Origin of the sequence: Solirubrobacter deserti, assembly GCF_027587175.1 — a bacterium.
GTDB lineage: Bacteria > Actinomycetota > Thermoleophilia > Solirubrobacterales > Solirubrobacteraceae > Solirubrobacter > Solirubrobacter deserti.
This window is the reverse complement of record NZ_JAPCID010000027.1, coordinates 66,834-82,243: the sequence shown is the minus strand read 5'-3', so window position 1 is coordinate 82,243 and position 15,410 is coordinate 66,834. Positions and strand designations below refer to the sequence as shown.

16 protein-coding genes are annotated in these 15,410 nt (G+C 72.7%); 9 read left to right on the top strand and 7 right to left on the bottom strand.

The annotated features are described in order from the left end of the window. Positions 1-4: 4 nt before the first annotated feature. Complete coding sequence (locus OJ962_RS18985; protein WP_202952065.1) at positions 5-1,159, bottom strand: glycosyltransferase; 1,155 nt, start codon at positions 1,157-1,159, stop codon at positions 5-7. A gap of 72 nt (positions 1,160-1,231) precedes the next feature. On the opposite strand from OJ962_RS18985, the gene mftA reads away from it, so the two are divergent. The 9 genes from mftA (at position 1,232) to OJ962_RS18940 (ending at position 9,560) form a co-directional block, all read left to right on the top strand. Further along, positions 1,232-1,351 carry a mycofactocin precursor MftA gene (gene mftA / locus OJ962_RS18980; protein WP_202952064.1) on the top strand — a complete coding sequence of 40 codons (120 nt, stop codon included), beginning with the start codon at positions 1,232-1,234 and terminating at the stop codon, positions 1,349-1,351. Continuing rightward, on the top strand, positions 1,351-2,532 hold the full coding sequence (gene mftC / locus OJ962_RS18975; RefSeq protein WP_202952063.1) for a mycofactocin radical SAM maturase: 1,182 nt from the start codon (positions 1,351-1,353) through the stop codon (positions 2,530-2,532). The genes mftA and mftC overlap by 1 nt, the downstream gene beginning before the upstream one ends. After that, the gene (gene mftD / locus OJ962_RS18970; RefSeq protein ID WP_202952062.1) at positions 2,532-3,686 is read left to right on the top strand and encodes a pre-mycofactocin synthase MftD; all 1,155 of its coding nucleotides are present in this window, start codon (positions 2,532-2,534) and stop codon (positions 3,684-3,686) included. The genes mftC and mftD overlap by 1 nt, the downstream gene beginning before the upstream one ends. Further along, entirely contained in the window at positions 3,679-4,401 is a 723-nt protein-coding gene (gene mftE, locus OJ962_RS18965) for a mycofactocin biosynthesis peptidyl-dipeptidase MftE (RefSeq protein WP_202952061.1), read from the top strand. The genes mftD and mftE overlap by 8 nt, the downstream gene beginning before the upstream one ends. Continuing rightward, positions 4,398-5,192, top strand: a complete 795-nt coding sequence (locus OJ962_RS18960; RefSeq protein ID WP_202952060.1) for a mycofactocin-coupled SDR family oxidoreductase — start codon at positions 4,398-4,400, stop codon at positions 5,190-5,192. The genes mftE and OJ962_RS18960 overlap by 4 nt, the downstream gene beginning before the upstream one ends. Further along, positions 5,189-6,190 (top strand): glycosyltransferase, encoded by a 1,002-nt coding sequence (locus OJ962_RS18955; protein ID WP_202952059.1) that lies wholly within the window; start codon positions 5,189-5,191, stop codon positions 6,188-6,190. Before OJ962_RS18960 ends, OJ962_RS18955 begins: the two co-directional genes overlap by 4 nt. Then, positions 6,165-7,769, top strand: coding sequence for an acyl-CoA mutase large subunit family protein (locus OJ962_RS18950; protein ID WP_270006532.1), 1,605 nt, complete (start codon positions 6,165-6,167; stop codon positions 7,767-7,769). The genes OJ962_RS18955 and OJ962_RS18950 overlap by 26 nt, the downstream gene beginning before the upstream one ends. Positions 7,770-7,858: 89 nt before the next feature. After that, a complete protein-coding gene (locus tag OJ962_RS18945; RefSeq protein ID WP_202953333.1) occupies positions 7,859-8,278 on the top strand; it encodes a MarR family winged helix-turn-helix transcriptional regulator in 420 nt (139 codons plus the stop codon). Positions 8,279-8,393: 115 nt separating this feature from the next. After that, positions 8,394-9,560, top strand: a complete 1,167-nt coding sequence (locus tag OJ962_RS18940; RefSeq protein ID WP_202952057.1) for an ROK family transcriptional regulator — start codon at positions 8,394-8,396, stop codon at positions 9,558-9,560. Positions 9,561-9,584: 24 nt separating this feature from the next. On the opposite strand, the gene OJ962_RS18935 is transcribed toward OJ962_RS18940, so the two are convergent. Genes OJ962_RS18935 through OJ962_RS18910 form a run of 6 tightly spaced genes read right to left on the bottom strand, consistent with a single transcriptional unit; the run spans position 9,585 to position 15,408 of the window. Continuing rightward, entirely contained in the window at positions 9,585-10,976 is a 1,392-nt protein-coding gene (locus OJ962_RS18935; protein WP_202952056.1) for a nucleotide pyrophosphatase/phosphodiesterase family protein, read from the bottom strand. Next, positions 10,976-12,109 (bottom strand): metabolite traffic protein EboE, encoded by a 1,134-nt coding sequence (eboE, locus tag OJ962_RS18930; protein WP_202952055.1) that lies wholly within the window; start codon positions 12,107-12,109, stop codon positions 10,976-10,978. Before eboE ends, OJ962_RS18935 begins: the two co-directional genes overlap by 1 nt. Further along, positions 12,109-12,969, bottom strand: a complete 861-nt coding sequence (locus tag OJ962_RS18925) for a TatD family hydrolase (RefSeq protein ID WP_202952054.1) — start codon at positions 12,967-12,969, stop codon at positions 12,109-12,111. Before OJ962_RS18925 ends, eboE begins: the two co-directional genes overlap by 1 nt. Then, a complete protein-coding gene (locus tag OJ962_RS18920) occupies positions 12,966-13,679 on the bottom strand; it encodes an EboA domain-containing protein (protein ID WP_202952053.1) in 714 nt (237 codons plus the stop codon). The genes OJ962_RS18925 and OJ962_RS18920 overlap by 4 nt, the downstream gene beginning before the upstream one ends. Continuing rightward, the gene (locus OJ962_RS18915; protein WP_202952052.1) at positions 13,676-14,518 is read right to left on the bottom strand and encodes a sugar phosphate isomerase/epimerase family protein; all 843 of its coding nucleotides are present in this window, start codon (positions 14,516-14,518) and stop codon (positions 13,676-13,678) included. The genes OJ962_RS18920 and OJ962_RS18915 overlap by 4 nt, the downstream gene beginning before the upstream one ends. Continuing rightward, positions 14,515-15,408 carry an SCO3242 family prenyltransferase gene (locus OJ962_RS18910; RefSeq protein ID WP_202952051.1) on the bottom strand — a complete coding sequence of 298 codons (894 nt, stop codon included), beginning with the start codon at positions 15,406-15,408 and terminating at the stop codon, positions 14,515-14,517. The genes OJ962_RS18915 and OJ962_RS18910 overlap by 4 nt, the downstream gene beginning before the upstream one ends. Between the last annotated feature and the right edge of the window lie 2 nt (positions 15,409-15,410).

Here is a 15,410-nt window from a genome sequence, read left to right as displayed (position 1 = left end):
AGTCTTACAGAGTGCGTCGGGCCAGCTTCCATGGTCGGGCGGGCAGAAGCGGGTCGATCGTGCGACGCTCGACGCAGCCGAGCCAGACGCCGGTGCCGTAGGCGAGGTCGTCGACGATGGCGAGCGGCGGCTTGGTGAGGAAGGCGAGGCGCGTGCGCGGGTGCAGCGCGGCCAGCGGCCACCAGTGGCGGGTGAGGGCGTCGGCGACGACGCGGCCGGAGCGGAGGGTGCCGAGCGCGGCGAGCTGGGCGGCGGTCTGCGGGCCGGTGTCGCGGGCGAGGAGGGCGGTCGCGGTGGCGGTGATCGCCGCGGCGGTGTAGGGCCGGCCGAGCAGGGCGGCGGCCCAGGCGGCGGTCGTCCAGGGCGAGACGTGCAGCGGGCGCGCCTCGCCGGGGTGGCGCTGCGCGACCCGCGCGGCGGTCCGTCCGTAGTAGACCCGGCGCGCAAACCAGGCGCGCGGCTCGGTCCGGTGCGCGTGCGCGACGTGCGCGGCCGGCTCGTAGCGCACGTACGGCGTGCGCCACACGAGCTCGACGTCCTCCCCGCCACTGGTGAGCGTCTCGTCGAAGCGCACGTGGTGTCTCACCAGCAGCGCCGCGCCCGGCACGAACGGCACGCGACCGTACGGCACCACCCGTGCCGCGTCCGGGCCACGATCCAGCGGCGAACGGCGCGCCTCGTAGCCGCCTGGCTTCAGCGGCACGATCCGCGGGGCGACGATGTCCACCAGCGGGTCGTTGAAGTGGGCGAGCAGCGGCTCCAGCCAGCCCGGCTGGGGGACGGTGTCGCTGTCGAGCAGCGCGACGAGCTCGTTGCGAGCGGCGCGCAGGCCGTGGTTGCGCGCGGCCGCGGCGCCGCCCCGGGTCGCGCGGCGGATGGTCGCACCGGGCACATCGGAGCCGTCGTCGACGACGATCACCTCGTCGGCGTCCGGGACCGCCAGCGGCGTGCGGTCGCGCGTCGGGATCACGACGCTGACCTTCGCCTGCAGCGGCGGTGGGAGCGGTTGCGCCAGGTTCGCCATCACCAGGTCGCGGGCCAGCGCGCCGCCGTCGCCGACCGGCTCGCCCGCCTCCCACGCGCGGATGCGGGCGCGCGACTCGGGCCTGAGGCGCACGAGCTGGAACGGCTCGCCTCCGAGCAGGGTGTCACCGTCCATCCGGGCAGTGAGCCGCAGGCCGAAGTCGCTTGGTACGTTCCGCCGCGGAGAGACCATCGAAGGGAGAGAACCATGCCGGATCCGGTCGTCGAGCCCGAGGTCGAGGTCGAAGAGGCGCCCGTCGAGGAGCTGGTGGAGGAGGATCTCGTCGTTGAGGAGGTGTCGATCGACGGGATGTGCGGCGTCTACTGATGGGCGCGGCGCTTCGGCCCGAGCGCTTCGGCGCGCTGGCCTACGACTTCGACACGCGACGGCTGAGCTTCATGCGCCGGCGGTCCCAGGCGTCGCGGCCGCTCAACGACGAGTTCGAGCGCGGGCTGAACGCGCCGATCTGCCTCACGTGGGAGCTCACGTACGCCTGCAACCTCGCGTGCGTGCACTGCCTGTCGTCCTCCGGACGGCGGGACCCGCGCGAGCTGACGACCGCCGAGTGCAAGGCGGTCATCGACGAGCTCGAGCGCATGCAGGTCTTCTACGTGAACATCGGCGGCGGCGAGCCGACCGTGCGGCGCGACTTCTGGGAGCTCGTCGAGTACGCCACCGCGCATCACGTGGGCGTGAAGTTCTCCACCAACGGGTCGCGGATCGATGCGGCACGGGCCGAGTGGCTGCGGGCGTCGGACTACGTGGACGTGCAGGTCTCGCTCGACGGCGCGACCGCGGAGGTCAACGACCGCGTGCGCGGCGTGGGGTCGTACGCGACCGCGATGCGCGCGCTCGGATTGCTGGCGGGGATGGGCGCGAAGCTCAGCGTCGTCATCACGCGCGAGAACGCGGATCAGCTGGACGCGTTCAAGGCGATCGCGGACGAATTCGGCGCGACGCTCCGGCTCACGCGGCTGCGGCCTTCCGGACGCGGCGCGGACGTGTGGGACGAGCTGCATCCCACGCGCCAGCAGCAACGGGCGGTGTACGAGTGGCTGCTCGCGCACGGCGAGGACGTGCTGACCGGCGACTCGTTCTTCCACCTGGGTGCGTACGGGAAGGCGCTGCCGGGGCTCAACCTGTGCGGCGCGGGGCGCGTCGTGTGCCTGATCGACCCGATCGGCGACGTCTATGCGTGCCCGTTCGCGATCCACGAGACGTTCCTGGCCGGCAACGTGCGCGACGCCGGATTCGGGACGGTGTGGCGGGACTCGTCGCTGTTTCGCGAGCTGCGAGAGCCGCAGGCGGCGGGCGCGTGCGGGTCGTGCTCGATGTACGACGCGTGCCGCGGCGGCTGCATGGCGGCGAAGTTCTTCACCGGGCTGCCGCTGGCCGGGCCGGACCCGGAGTGCGTCTTCGGGCACGGCGAGCGCGCGCGGCGCGGCGAGCGGCCGCGGCCGTCCCAGGATCACTCGCGCGTGAAGCTCTGCGACGAGTCGCCGGTCTGATGGCGTGGTTCGAGTCGGTCGCGGAGGCACAGCGGCGGGCTCGGCGCACGTTGCCGCGCTCGGTCTACAAGGCGATCCTCGCCGGGGCCGAGCGCGGGCAGACCTACCGGGACAACCTCGACGCGTTCGCGGAGTTGGGGTTCGCGCCGCACGTGGCCGGCGGGTCGGCGGTGCGCTCGCAGGCGACGTCGGTGATGGGTGTGGACGTGGATCTGCCCGTGCTGCTGTCGCCGACGGGTGTGCAGGCCGTGCACCCGGAGGGCGAGCGGGCGGTGGCGCGGGCGGCGGCTTCACGCGGGACGGCGATGGGGTTGAGCGCTTTGGCCTCGACCGCGATCGAGGAGATCCTGCCGCTGTGTGCGAAGACGTTCGCGCAGCTGTACTGGGCGGGGTCGCGGGAGGCGATCGCGGCCCGCGTGGAGCGGGCGCGGGCGGCGGGCGCGGCGGGGCTGATCGTCACGCTCGACTGGACGTTCTCGCACGCACGGGACTGGGGGTCGCCGACGATCCCCTCACAGCTGGATCTGCGGACGATGGCGCGCTTCGCGCCCGAGGTGGCGCTGCGGCCGGTGTGGCTGGCGCGCTGGGTGCGCTCGGGCGCGCTCCCGGATCTCGGCGTGCCCAACGTGGAGGGCGCGCCCGGGTTCTTCGCCGCCTACGGCGAGTGGATGGGCACACCGCCGCCGTCCTGGGCGGACCTGGCGTGGCTGCGCGGACTGTGGGACGGGCCGTTCATGGTCAAGGGCGTGATGCGGGTCGACGACGCGGTGCGCGCGGTGGACGACGTGGGCGCGACGGCGCTGTCGGTGTCCAACCACGGGGGGAACAACCTGGACGGGACGCCGGCGTCGGTGCGGGCGCTGGCGGCCGTCGTCGAGGCGGTCGGCGACCGCGCCGAGGTCGTGCTCGACGGCGGCGTGCGGCGCGGCAGCGACGTCGTGAAGGCGCTGGCGCTCGGCGCCCGGGCGGTGATGATCGGCCGGCCGTACCTGTGGGGGCTGGCGGCCCACGGGCAGCCGGGCGTCGAGAACGTGCTCGACGTGTTCAAGACCGGGATCGACTCCGCGCTGCTGGGGCTCGGCCGTGCGTCGGTCCAGGAGTTGTCGGTGCACGATCTGCTGGTCCCGGAGGGGTTCCATCGCCGGCTTGGCTGAGCTCGCGTCTCCGGCCGTGACCGCCGCGGTGGCGGTCGTGCCGCTCGGCGCGACCGAGCAGCACGGCCCGCACCTGCCGCTCGGCACGGACACGACGATCGCGTGCGCGCTCGCGGCCGGGCTGGCCGCGGCGCGTGACGACGTCGTGGTGGCGCCGGCGTTGCCGTACGGCTCCTCCGGCGAGCACGCGGGGTTCGCGGGGACGTTGTCGATCGGGCGGGAGGCGCTCCGCCTCGTGCTTGTCCAGCTGGCGCGGTCGTGGCCCGGGCCGATGCTGTTCGTGTGCGGGCACGGAGGCAACGCCGAGCCGCTCGCCGAAGCGATGCGCGCGCTGCCGGACGCGCGCGCATGGTCGCCGTCGTTCGGCGGCGACGCGCACGCCGGGCGGGTCGAGACGTCGCTGATGCTCGCGCTCGCCCCGGAGCTCGTCGGCGCCGCGCGCCCGGCCGGGGCGACCGAGCCGCTCGCCTCGCTCATGCCCGCGTTGGTGGCGGGCGGCGTGCGCGCGGTCGCACCGAACGGCGTGCTCGGCGACGCCGCCGGCGCCTCGGCTGGCGAGGGCCACGCGCTCCTCGCCCGCGCCGTCGCGGATCTCGTGGCGTTCACCACGGCCTGGCTCGGGGGGTGCGGTCGCAAAGCTTCCTCTCAGGCAGCTTTCCGACCGCACCCCTCCCCGCCGCGTGCGGGCGGCGCCGCCGCGGAGGGGCGCCCTTGACGCGGCTCGCACTCGTCACGGGCGCGGCGCGCGGGATCGGGGCGGCGACCGTCGCGCGGCTCAAGGCCGACGGGTACGACGTGATCGCGGTCGATCGGGGCGACGACGACGCGCGCCTCCCGTACGCCATGGGCCGCTTCAGCCGCGGTCCGGACGCCGCGGAGGCGGACGCGGCCGCCGACGCCGGCGGCGCCGGGCGCGTCACGCCGGTGCAGGCCGACGCCGCCGACGCCGAGGCGCTGCGGGCGGTGATCGAAGCCGCGGGCGGCGCGCTCGACGTGATCGTCGCTGCCGCGGGCGTGATCGCGGGCGGCGTCCCCGCGTGGGAAGTGCCGCCCGAGCAGGAGGCGGCGGTGCTCGAGGTCAACCTCGGTGGCGTCCTGGCCGCCGCGCGGGCCGGCGTGCCCGCGCTGCTGCGCCGGCCGGAGCCGCGGGAAGGACGCTTCATCGCGGTCGCATCGGCCGCCGCCACGCGCGGGCTGCCGATGCTCGCCGCGTACTGCGCGACCAAGGCGGGCGTCACGGGGTTCGTGCGCGCGCTGGCCGTCGAGCTCGGCGGCTCCGGCGTCACCGCCAACACCGTCTCCCCCGGGTGCACGCGCACGCCGATCCTCGACGAGAGCGCGCGGCTCTACGACCTCGAGTCGGCTGAGGCGTTCGCCGCCAAGCAGCCGCTCGGGCGCCTGCTCGAGCCCGGCGAGGTCGCCGCGGTGATCGCCTTCCTCGCGAGCCCCGCGTCCCGCGCGGTCACCGGCGCGAACTACGCCGTCGACGGCGGCCTGTCCTTGTGAGGCTCATCCTCGACCCGGCGGTCCGCCTCTATGACGGCGGCCGCGTCCTCGCCGCGCGCGGACGCATCATCCGCCTGACCGAGGAGGGTCCCGGCGCGCTCCGCGCATTGCTCGCCGACACCGCCTCGCCCGCACAGCAACGGCTCGGCGAGCGCCTGCTCGACGCCGGCTTCGCCCACCCGCGCCCCGCCCCGAAGCGCGTCGACGTGACCGTCGTCATCCCGGTGAAGGACGGGCCCATCCTGGCTCCGGTCGACGAGCGCACGATCGTCGTCGACGACGGCTCGGCCTCCCCCATCCCCGGCGCGATCCGGCGGGACCGGTGCGGCGGGCCGGCCGCCGCGCGCAACACCGGGCTCGACCACGCGAGCACCGAGCTCGTCGCCTTCCTGGACGCGGACACGCTGCCGCCGCCGGACTGGACCGAGCGGCTCGCGGGGCACTTCGACGATCCGCGCGTGACCGCGGTCGCGCCGCGGATCCGGGCCGCCAACCGGCGCCGTTCTCCGCTCGACCTCGGCCCGGACCGCAACCAGCCGTACGTGCCGAGCGCGGCGCTGATCGTGCGCACGCCGGTGCGGTTCGACGAAGGGCTGCGCTACGGCGAGGACGTCGACCTCGTCTGGCGGCTGCTCGACGCCGGGCACCGCGTCGTCTACGACCCGAGCGTGGTCGTGCTGCACCACGAATCGCACGTCATGCGGCGCCGGTTCGCGTACGGCACGTCAGCGGCGCCGCTCGCGGCCCGCCACCCTGGCCGGCTCCGGCACGTCGCGTTCTCGAGGCCGCGGCCGTTCGCGCTCGCACGCACCCTGCACGAGAAGGGCGTTCCCCGGCGGCTCGCGCTCACATGGACGCTGCAATCGCTCGGTCAGAGCGCGCGCGGGCTGCGAAACCTGCTGAGCCCGTATGGAATCGGCGTCCTCTGGGGTAGGATACGAGGACTTCCAACTATCTCACCTCCGAGCATCCGTGAGCGCGACCAAACCACACACTGAGCAGGCCGAGCGCACGACGCTCTCCGGCGAACCGATCAAGGCGCTCTACGGGCCGCAGGACGTCCGCGAGCACGACGAGCACATCGGCAACCCGGGCGAGTTCCCGTTCACCCGCGGCGTCTACCCGACGATGTACCGCGGGCGGCTGTGGACGATGCGCCAGTTCGCCGGCTTCGGCACCGCCGAGGAGACCAACGAGCGCTTCCGCTACCTGCTCGACCACGGGCAGACAGGTCTCTCCACCGCGTTCGACATGCCGAGCCTGATGGGCCACGACAGCGACTCGCCGCGCAGCCTCGGCGAGGTGGGCCGCGAGGGCGTCGCGATCGACACGGTCGACGACATGGAGACGCTCTTCCAGGGCATCGACCTCGGCGACGTGACGGTCTCGATGACCATCAACGCGCCGGCCGCGATCATGCTCGCGTTCTACGTCGTGGCGGCCGAGGACAGCGGCGTGCCGCTGGACAGGCTCGGCGGCACGATCCAGGCCGACATCCTCAAGGAGTACATCGCCCAGAAGGAGTGGTGCTTCCCGGTCGACCCGGCGATGCGCCTGCTCGGCGACATGATGGAGTGGTCCACGCGCAACCTGCCGCGCTGGCACCCGGTCTCGATCTCCGGCTACCACATCCGCGAGGCGGGAGCGACCGCCGCGCAGGAGCTCGCGTTCACACTCAAGGACGGGTTCACCTACGTCGAGGAGCAGATGGCGCGAGGGCTGGACGTGGACGCGTTCGCGCCCCGGCTCTCCTTCTTCTTCAACGCCCAGATCGACTTCTTCGAGGAGATCGCCAAGTACCGCGCCGCGCGCCGGATCTGGGCGCGCGAGCTGCGCGACACGTACGGCGCCAAGAACCCGCGCAGCTGGCTGATGCGCTTCCACACGCAGACGGCCGGCGTAAGCCTCACCGCCCAGCAGCCGCTCAACAACATCATCCGCACCGCGATCGAGGCGCTGGCGGGCGTGCTCGGCGGCACCCAGTCGCTGCACACCAACTCCTACGACGAGGCGCTCGCGCTCCCGACCGAGGACGCGGTGCGGATCGCGCTGCGCACCCAACAGGTCATCGCGCACGAGACGGGCGTGACCAACACCGTCGACCCGCTCGGCGGCTCCTACTTCGTCGAGGCGCTGACCGATCGCATGGAAGAAGCCGCCTACGAGTACTTTCGCAAGATCGACGAGCTCGGCGGAATGGTCGAGGCCGTCAAGCGCAACTACCCGCAGCGCGAGATCGCGGACGCCGCCTTCGAGCTGCAGGAGAAGATCGACGCGGGCGAGCAGGTCGTGGTCGGCGTGAACCGCTACACCGAGGGCGACGACGGCGAGACCCCGATCCTGCGCATCGACCCCGAACTCGAGCGCAAGCAGATCGGCCGCGTGCAGGCCGTGCGGGCGCGACGCGACGGCGCGGAGGTGGAGCGCCGGCTGGCGGCGCTGCGCGAGGCGGCGGCCGGCGAAGGCAACCTGATGCCACTGCTGATCGACTGCGCGCGCGTGCACACGACCGAGGGCGAGATGGTCGACGCGCTGCAGCACGTGTGGGGCGCCTACACCGAGTCGCCGGTCTTCTAAGTACCCTCGGCGACCTGCCGAATTTCGATCCAGTCCACGAGGCGGCCCGCAACTGGGCCAAGCACTTCGGTGATGAGCCGGTCCCGTCGATGGCGGCGGTCACGAGCATCATGCGCGTGCAGCAGATCCTGCTCGCTCGGCTCAACGACACGCTGAAGCCGTTCGACCTGACGTTCCCGCGCTACGAGGCGCTGATGCTCCTCTACTACAGCCGGCGCGGCTCGCTGCCGCTCGGGAAGATGGGAGACCGGCTGCAGGTGCACCGGACGAGCGTCACCAACATCATCGACGGGCTCGAGCGCAGCGGCTTCGTCACGCGCGAACCCCACGAGCGGGACCGCCGGACGACCCTTGCCGCGCTCACCGATAAAGGTCGTCAGACCGCTGAGGAGGCGACCGCCGTCCTGAACCGCATCCACTTCGGCACGGAGCCGCTGGCGGCCGAGGAGCTCGACGCCATCACGCGCCTGCTCCACCGCCTGCGCGCGGACGCCGACGGCTTCGAGTAGCTGCGGCAACTTTTGCCGGAATGCAGCAGGAACTTTCCACCCGGTAGCGCACCAAAGCCGCCGCTTCCTCTGCTTTACTTTCGTCGATGGCGGCCGATCGATCGAACCAAGTCACATGACCGGGGCGGGATCGCTGCTCCGCCTGATCCGCAACGGCGAGGCCGTCACCCGTGCGGATCTCGTGCGCCGAACCGGTCTGGCTCGCTCCACCGTTGCGCAGCGTCTCGACGCCCTGCTCGCCCACCAGCTCGTCTACGAGGCCGGCGGCAGCGCGTCCACGGGCGGCCGCCCGCCGACGGTGCTCGCCTTCAACCAGGGCGCCGGCGTGGTGCTCGTGGCCGACCTCGGCGCCACCCATTCGCGCCTGGTGATCTCCGACCTGGCGGGCGCGCCGCTCGCCGAGACGACGTTCGACCTCGACATCGCCGACGGCCCCGAGATCGTGCTCGCGCACGTCAACGAGGCGTTCGCCGGCCTGCTCGCCGAGATCAACCGCGGCGCGCACGACGTCCGGGGCATCGGCGTGGGCGTCCCGGGCCCGGTCGCGTTCTCGCGCGGCGAGCCCGTCGCCCCGCCGATCATGCCGGGCTGGGACGGGTTCTCGGTTCCCGGCTGGTTCGCCTCGCACTACGACGCGCCCGTGCTCGTCGACAACGACGTGAACATCATGGCGCTCGGTGAGCACTGGACCCACTGGCGCGACATCGAGCACCTGCTGTACGTGAAGATCGGCACCGGCATCGGCTGCGGCATCGTCGCCGGCCGCCGCATCCATCGCGGCGCCCAGGGCGCCGCGGGCGACATCGGCCACGTCCGCCTCGCCGGCCACGACGAGGTCATCTGCCGCTGCGGCAACATCGGCTGCCTGGAGGCCGTCGCCGGCGGCCGCGCGCTCGCTTCCAACCTCACGGCCGGGGGCCTGCACGCCGAGTCCTCGCGCGACGTCGTGACGCTCGTCCGCGCCGGCGAGCCGCAGGCCATCCAGGCCGTGCGCGACGCCGGCCGCTACCTCGGCGAGGTCCTCGCCGGCTGCGTGAACTTCTTCAACCCGGGCGCGATCGTCATCGGCGGCGACATCGCCGAAGCCCACCAGCAGCTGCTCGCGGGCGTGCGCGAGGTCATCTTCCAGCGCTCGCTCCCGCTCGCCACGGGCGATCTGCGGATCGTGCCCTCGCGCCTGGGCGATCGCGCCGGCGCGATCGGCGCGGCGATCATGGTGATCGAGCACGTCCTCGCGCCCGAGGCCGTGGACCGCGCCATCCAGGCCGGGCTCGCCGCGTAGAGCGCGACGAGCCCGTGCGCGGCGCTAGCCGGCGCGCACGCTCTCGCGCACGCCGGCGAGGTCGAGCAGCAGATCGCGGACGTCGGTGGCCGCGACGCGGTCACGCGCGTGCGAGGTCTCGCTGCACAGGAACACCGGCCCGTCCTCGTCGCCCGGCGGCAACAGGCCGTGCGTGCCCTTGACGTACTTGGACGCGTCCAGGCCGACCACGCTCAGCACGTACCGGAAGCCGGCCTTCTTACGCACGAGCGCCTTCGCGCCGCGGATCTTCGCGCCCTTCTCGTCGTCCGGGTCCCAGAACAGCTCGGCGGGGTCGTAGCCCGGCTTGCGGTGGATCTCCACCTGCTGGCCGAAGTCCGGAGCGCGCGCGTTGTCGAGCCAGTAGTGGTAGGTGAACCAGGCGTCGCGCTCGGCGAGCACGACGAGCTCGCCGGAGCGCTCGTGGTTGAGCCCGGCGGCGGCCAGCGACTCGCCCTCGAGCACCTGCCCCACGCCGTCCAGGTTCGCGACGACCTCGCGCACGGCGTCCAGATCCGCGGCGTTCGGGACGTACACGTGCCCGATCTGGTGGTCGGATACGCAGAACGCGCGCGAGGTCCACGGGTCCAGGTACTCCATCCCGGTTTGCGTGTACACGTTCAGAAGGCCGGCGCGGCGCAGCGCGCGGTTGATCTCGACCGGGCGGCGCGCCTCGGTGATGCCGTACTCGCTGAGCACGACGATCTGGTGGCCGCGCAGGCGGCAGTGGTCGATCAGGTCGCCGAGGACCTCGTCGAGCTCGCGCGCCGCATTCGCCGCCTCCGGACCCTCGGGGCCGAACCGCTGGTGGTCGTAGTCCAGGTGCGGCAGGTACACGAGCGCCATGTCCAGGCGCTCGTTGTCGAGCACGATCTTCGTGGCGTCCGCGATCCACTTGGTCGACTTGATGCTCGCCGTCGGGCCCCAGTACTGGAACAGCGGGAACTCGCCGAGCGGGTTGACCAGGTTGTCGTGCAGCTGCGGCGGAAACGTGTAGCAGTCCGGCGACTTGGCGCCGTCCGCGTGATAGATCGGCCGCGGCGTGACCGTCAGGTCGGTGGAGGCGCCCATCGCGTACCACCAGCAGATGTTCGCGACGCGGAAGTCGCTCTTGGCGCGGCGCGCCGTCTCCCACACCTTCTCGCCCTGCACGAGCTTGTTGTGCTGGCGCCAGAGGAACACTTCGCCGAGGTCGCGGAAGTACCAGCCGTTGCCGACGATGCCGTGGTCGGCCGGCGTCTTGCCGGTCACGAACGACGCCTGCACCGAGCAGGTGACGGCCGGGACGATCGGGTCCAGGGCGGCCGAGAAGCCGTCCGCGCCGAGCTTGGACGTGCGCGGCATGTGCTTGAGGGCGCGCGGTGTCAGGCCCACCGCGTCCACGACCACCAGCGTCATCAGAGAACCTCCGCTCCGAGCGCGACCAGGCGGTCGCGCGTCCATTCGAGCTCGGAGGCCAGCCCGGCCACGAGCCCTTCGTCGTCCGTGGGCGCGTCACGCATGACGCTCCACGTGTAGGTCTCGACCTCGTAGTGGCGCGTCACGGGCGCGTTCGCGCCCGCCAGCGCGCCGAGCGTGTCGAGCAGCTCATCCTGCGTCGTGTGCTCGGACGTGTTGACCGGCACGTGGAAGTGCACGCGCCACTGGTCCTTCGCGGGGAGCGCGCCCTCGAGCGCCTCCGGCAGATCGTCCGTGCCCTGCACGCGCGCGTCGACGATCTCGCGCGTCTGGTGCAGGAACTTCGGCTCGTCGAAGCGCGCGAGCAGCTCGCGCCCTTCCTCGGACGCCGGATCGTCCACCCGCAGCGCGCTCGACACCTGCGTCTTGACGACCGCCAACCCGGCCTCCTCGAGTGCGGCGACCGCGCCGGTCCCCGTCTCGAACTGCACGGCGAGGTGGCAGGAATCCAGGCACACGCCGATCCACTCGGGCGCGAGGGCGCGCAGCGACTCGGCCGCCTGCGCGACGGTCTCGATCGTGCACCCCGGCTCCGGCTCCATCGCGATCCGGATCTTCTTCCCCGTCTCGCGCTCGAGCGCCTCGAGCTCGCTCGCGAGGTCGGCGAGCGCCCGCAGCGACGCCGCCTGGTTCTCCGCCGTCCAGCCCTCGCGCCAGCCCAGCGGCAGCGTCGAGATCGAGCCCTCGTGCACGTCGTCCGGCAACAGCTTCGCGAGCAGGCGCGCCAGCGCCAGCGTGTAGTCCTGGCGCGGCTTCTCGGCCCAGTGCGGCCAGTAGACGTCGGTCTTCACCACATCGGCGTGGAAGGCCTTGTAGGGGAAGCCGTTCAGCGTCACCACTTCCAGCGACAACCGATCCAGCTGCTCCGCGAGCCGGTCCGCGGCGCCCACGTCGGCGAGCGCCGGCGCCGCCACCCACAGTCCGATCCCGAGCGACGGCACGTCCAACCGCTCACGCACGCGCGCCGTGTAGCGCTCGAGCTGGGCGGAGACGCCGTCGAGATCGTCAGCGGGATGGACGTTGGAGCAATACGCGAGATGGAGCAGGCTGCCGTCGGCGTGGCGGAGCCTCACTACCGCTCACCGCGCAGCACGCCGCTGCCCTCGAAGGTCGCGGTCAGATCGGGCGAGTCGATGTCGTCCAGGATCAGCTGGCCGCTCTGGCCGAAGAACTCGACCGGGTTGCGCCAGACGAGGCGGTCGATGTCGTCGGAGCTGAAGCCGGCCTCGGCCATCGCGTCGGCGGTCTTGCGCACCTTCAGCGGGTCCGAGACGCCCCAGTCGCAGGCCGAGTTCACCAGCACGCGCTCCAGGCCGTGCTCCTGCGCGACGCGCACCATGCGGTATTCGTCCATCTTGGTGCCCGGGTAGATCGAGAAGCCCGCCCAGCAGCCGGAGTCCAGGACTTCCTTGACCGTGAGCTCGTTGTTGTGGTCGATGACCACCATCTCGGGCTTGACGCCGGACTCGGTGACGAGCTCGATCGTGCGCTTGGTGCCGTGCGCCTTGTCGCGGTGCGGCGTGTGCACGAGCACCGGGAGTTCGAACTCGGCGGCGAGCTTGAGCTGCTCCAGCAGCGCCCACTCCTCGGCCTTGGTCATGGCGTCGAACCCGATCTCGCCGACCGCGACGACGCCATCCTTGGCCAAGAAGCGCGGCAGGATCTCGATCACCTCGCGCGCGAGGTTCTCGTCGTTGGCTTCCTTCGGGTTCAGGCCGATCGTGCAGTGGTGGCGGATGCCGAACTGACCGGAGCGGAAGCGCTCCCAGCCCAGCAGCGAGTTGAAGTAGTCGATGAACGACCCGACCGACGTGCGTGGCTGGCCGAGCCAGAACGCCGGCTCGACGAGCGCCCGCACGCCCGAGGCGTACATCGCCTCGTAGTCGTCGGTCGTGCGCGACGTCATGTGCGCGTGGGGGTCGAAGATCCTCATACTCGTTGGCTCCTGTAGCTCAGTGCGCGCTCCGCAGCCGCGCGGCGATCCTCGAAGGGGCTCTGCAGCTCCGCCTCGATCGCGGCGATCTCCTCGGCGGGCGGGTACTTGTCGATCACGGTCCAGACCTCGGGCGGCAGGTCGCGCCCGGCGGCCACGCGCTCGTGCACGAACGCGCCGAGCATGCGCGCGCCGTCCGGCGTCACGCGCGAAGGGATGCCGTCCAGCCCGGTGATCGGCACGCCCACGAACACGCACTTGAGCACGGCCTGGTCGTACTGGGCGTCCGACAGGTGCTCGGTCGCGTACGGGCCGAGCGCGGCGGCGATCAAGCGGGTGTCGTTGGTGCGGATGGCGTCGTCCACCAGCGGCAGCCCGCGGTCGCCGATGTCCAGGTACGGCAGCGCGCGCAGCACGCCGCGGCGCTCGGCGGCGTCGCCGAAGCGGTACAGCTCGGCCAGCTCGCCCTCGGCACGCTCACCCGCGGCCTTGAGCAGGAGCACGCGCGCGGCGTCGTCGACGGTCCACGCCCACACGTCGGCCGGGTCGGCGCCCGGGTCCAGCGGGTCGCGCCCGACCTTGCGCCCCACCATCGCGAACCGCGTCCGCAGCACGGTCGCGTCGGCCGCGACCGCAGCGCTCGCCTCGCGCAGCCACTCCAGGCCTTCGGGCTTCGCCCGCGCCTCCAACGCCTCGGTCAGATCCTTCATCGCACCGCCTCACGCTCGGCCGCGCGCAGCGCGGACTTGGCCGCCGGCACCGTCTCGTGCGCGGCGTGGGAATGGCGCGACAACTCGACCGCGACCATGCCCTCGTACCCGATCTCCGTCAAGACCTTCAGGCTCTCGTCGAGGTCCAGCTCGCCCTCGCCGAACATCAGGTGCTCGTGCACGCCGCGGCGCATGTCCTCGATGTGCACGTGCGCCAGCGTCGGCGCGCCGCGCCGGACGCACTCCGTGACCGACATCGGCTCCAGGCAGACGATGTGGCCGATGTCCAACGTCAGCCCGAGCGCCTCGGGGTGCCCGAGCCGCCGCTGCAGCTCCTCGTAGTCCGACAGCTGCTCCACGAGCATCCCCGGCTCCGGCTCGAACGCGAGCGTCACACCGTTGTCGGAGGCGTGCGCGAGCACCCGCTCGCAGCCCTCGACCAGCAGGTCCCAGGCGCGCTCGGGCGACTCGTCGGCCGCGATCGACCCGCTCCACATGGACACCACGGGCGAGCCGAGCTCGACGGCGACGTCGACCGCCGTGCACAGCAGGTCGACGCGCTTCTGACGCCCGTCGCTGACCAGGGTCGGGAAGTGCTTGCGCCGCGGGTCCAGCACGAACCGCGCGCCCGTCTCCACCACACACGTCATCCCGCGCTCCTCCAGCTCCGCGCGCACGCGTTGCGCACGCGCGCGCAGGCGCGGCGCGAACGGGTCGAAGTGAATGTGGTCGAGCGTCAATGCGATCCCGCCGTAGCCGTTCTCGGACAGCAGGTCGAGCGCGTCCTCGAGCCGGTGGTCCGAGAGCCCGTTGGAGACGTATCCGAAGCGCAGGCTCACGTCACTTTCCTCCTCTTCGCCATCTTGCGGGCCAGTGGGAACAGCGCGGCGACGCCCGCGGCGGGCACGACCGAGCCAGAGCCGGCGAGCAGGCCCGCTTCCAGCGGCATCAGGCCCATGATCCCCGCGCCGACCGACTTCTGCAGCCGCGCCGGGGTCGGCTGCTCGATCGCGTCCACGTGGGCGCGCCCGACGAACGCGCCGTACGCCGCGCTGAGCCCAACGCCCGCGACGCGCGCGAGCTTCGGCGCCCGCTGGGCGAGCAGCGCGCTCACGCCCGCGACGGCGGCCGTGCCGGCCAGCGCCCGCTTGGACACGCTCGCGTCCCCGCCGGTGACCTCCTGGCGCGAGACCTCGGTCACGACCGTGATGTGCGCGGTGACGACGGCGGCGGCGGGCAGCGCGGCGGCCGCGCCCTGCGTGCCGGAGCCCATCATCACGTCCAGCCCACGGCACGCGGCCATGGACAGCGACGCGACCGGCGTGTCCTTGCCGAACAGGTCGTAGCCCCACACGGCGGCGGCCAGCGGCCACGCGACCGGCAGCGCACGACGCCCGTCGGCGGCCACGGCCAGCGCGAGCGAGGCCGCCGTCAGCGTGCCCGCGACCCCCAGCGCCAGCTCGGGCGAGACGCGGCCGGACGGAATCGGCCGCGAGGGCCGCTCGACCGCGTCGATCTCACGGTCGGCGTAGTCGTTGAGGGCCATTCCCGCCAGGTACATCAGCGACGAGGAGCCGACGAGCCCGGCGGTGCGGCTGACGTTCCCGAGCTGCCCGGAGGCGGCGGCGCCGACGAGCACGTCGCCCGGGACCGACAGCACGGCCGGGAGCCGGACCAGCTCGGCGAGGTCCCCCGCGCGCTGGATGCGAGCCCGCCGGCGAAGAGCCATTC

Excerpts from the sequence above, each read along its gene's own strand:
- OJ962_RS18985 (WP_202952065.1), bottom strand. The coding sequence starts at position 1,159 with ATGGACGGTGACACCCTGCTCGGAGGCGAGCCGTTCCAGCTCGTGCGC.
- mftA (WP_202952064.1), top strand. The coding sequence starts at position 1,232 with ATGCCGGATCCGGTCGTCGAGCCCGAGGTCGAGGTCGAAGAGGCGCCC.
- mftC (WP_202952063.1), top strand. The coding sequence starts at position 1,351 with ATGGGCGCGGCGCTTCGGCCCGAGCGCTTCGGCGCGCTGGCCTACGAC.
- mftD (WP_202952062.1), top strand. The coding sequence starts at position 2,532 with ATGGCGTGGTTCGAGTCGGTCGCGGAGGCACAGCGGCGGGCTCGGCGC.
- OJ962_RS18945 (WP_202953333.1), top strand. The coding sequence starts at position 7,859 with ATGGCGGCGGTCACGAGCATCATGCGCGTGCAGCAGATCCTGCTCGCT.
- OJ962_RS18940 (WP_202952057.1), top strand. The coding sequence starts at position 8,394 with ATGACCGGGGCGGGATCGCTGCTCCGCCTGATCCGCAACGGCGAGGCC.
- OJ962_RS18935 (WP_202952056.1), bottom strand. The coding sequence starts at position 10,976 with ATGACGCTGGTGGTCGTGGACGCGGTGGGCCTGACACCGCGCGCCCTC.
- OJ962_RS18925 (WP_202952054.1), bottom strand. The coding sequence starts at position 12,969 with ATGAGGATCTTCGACCCCCACGCGCACATGACGTCGCGCACGACCGAC.
- OJ962_RS18920 (WP_202952053.1), bottom strand. The coding sequence starts at position 13,679 with ATGAAGGATCTGACCGAGGCGTTGGAGGCGCGGGCGAAGCCCGAAGGC.
- OJ962_RS18910 (WP_202952051.1), bottom strand. The coding sequence starts at position 15,408 with ATGGCTCTTCGCCGGCGGGCTCGCATCCAGCGCGCGGGGGACCTCGCC.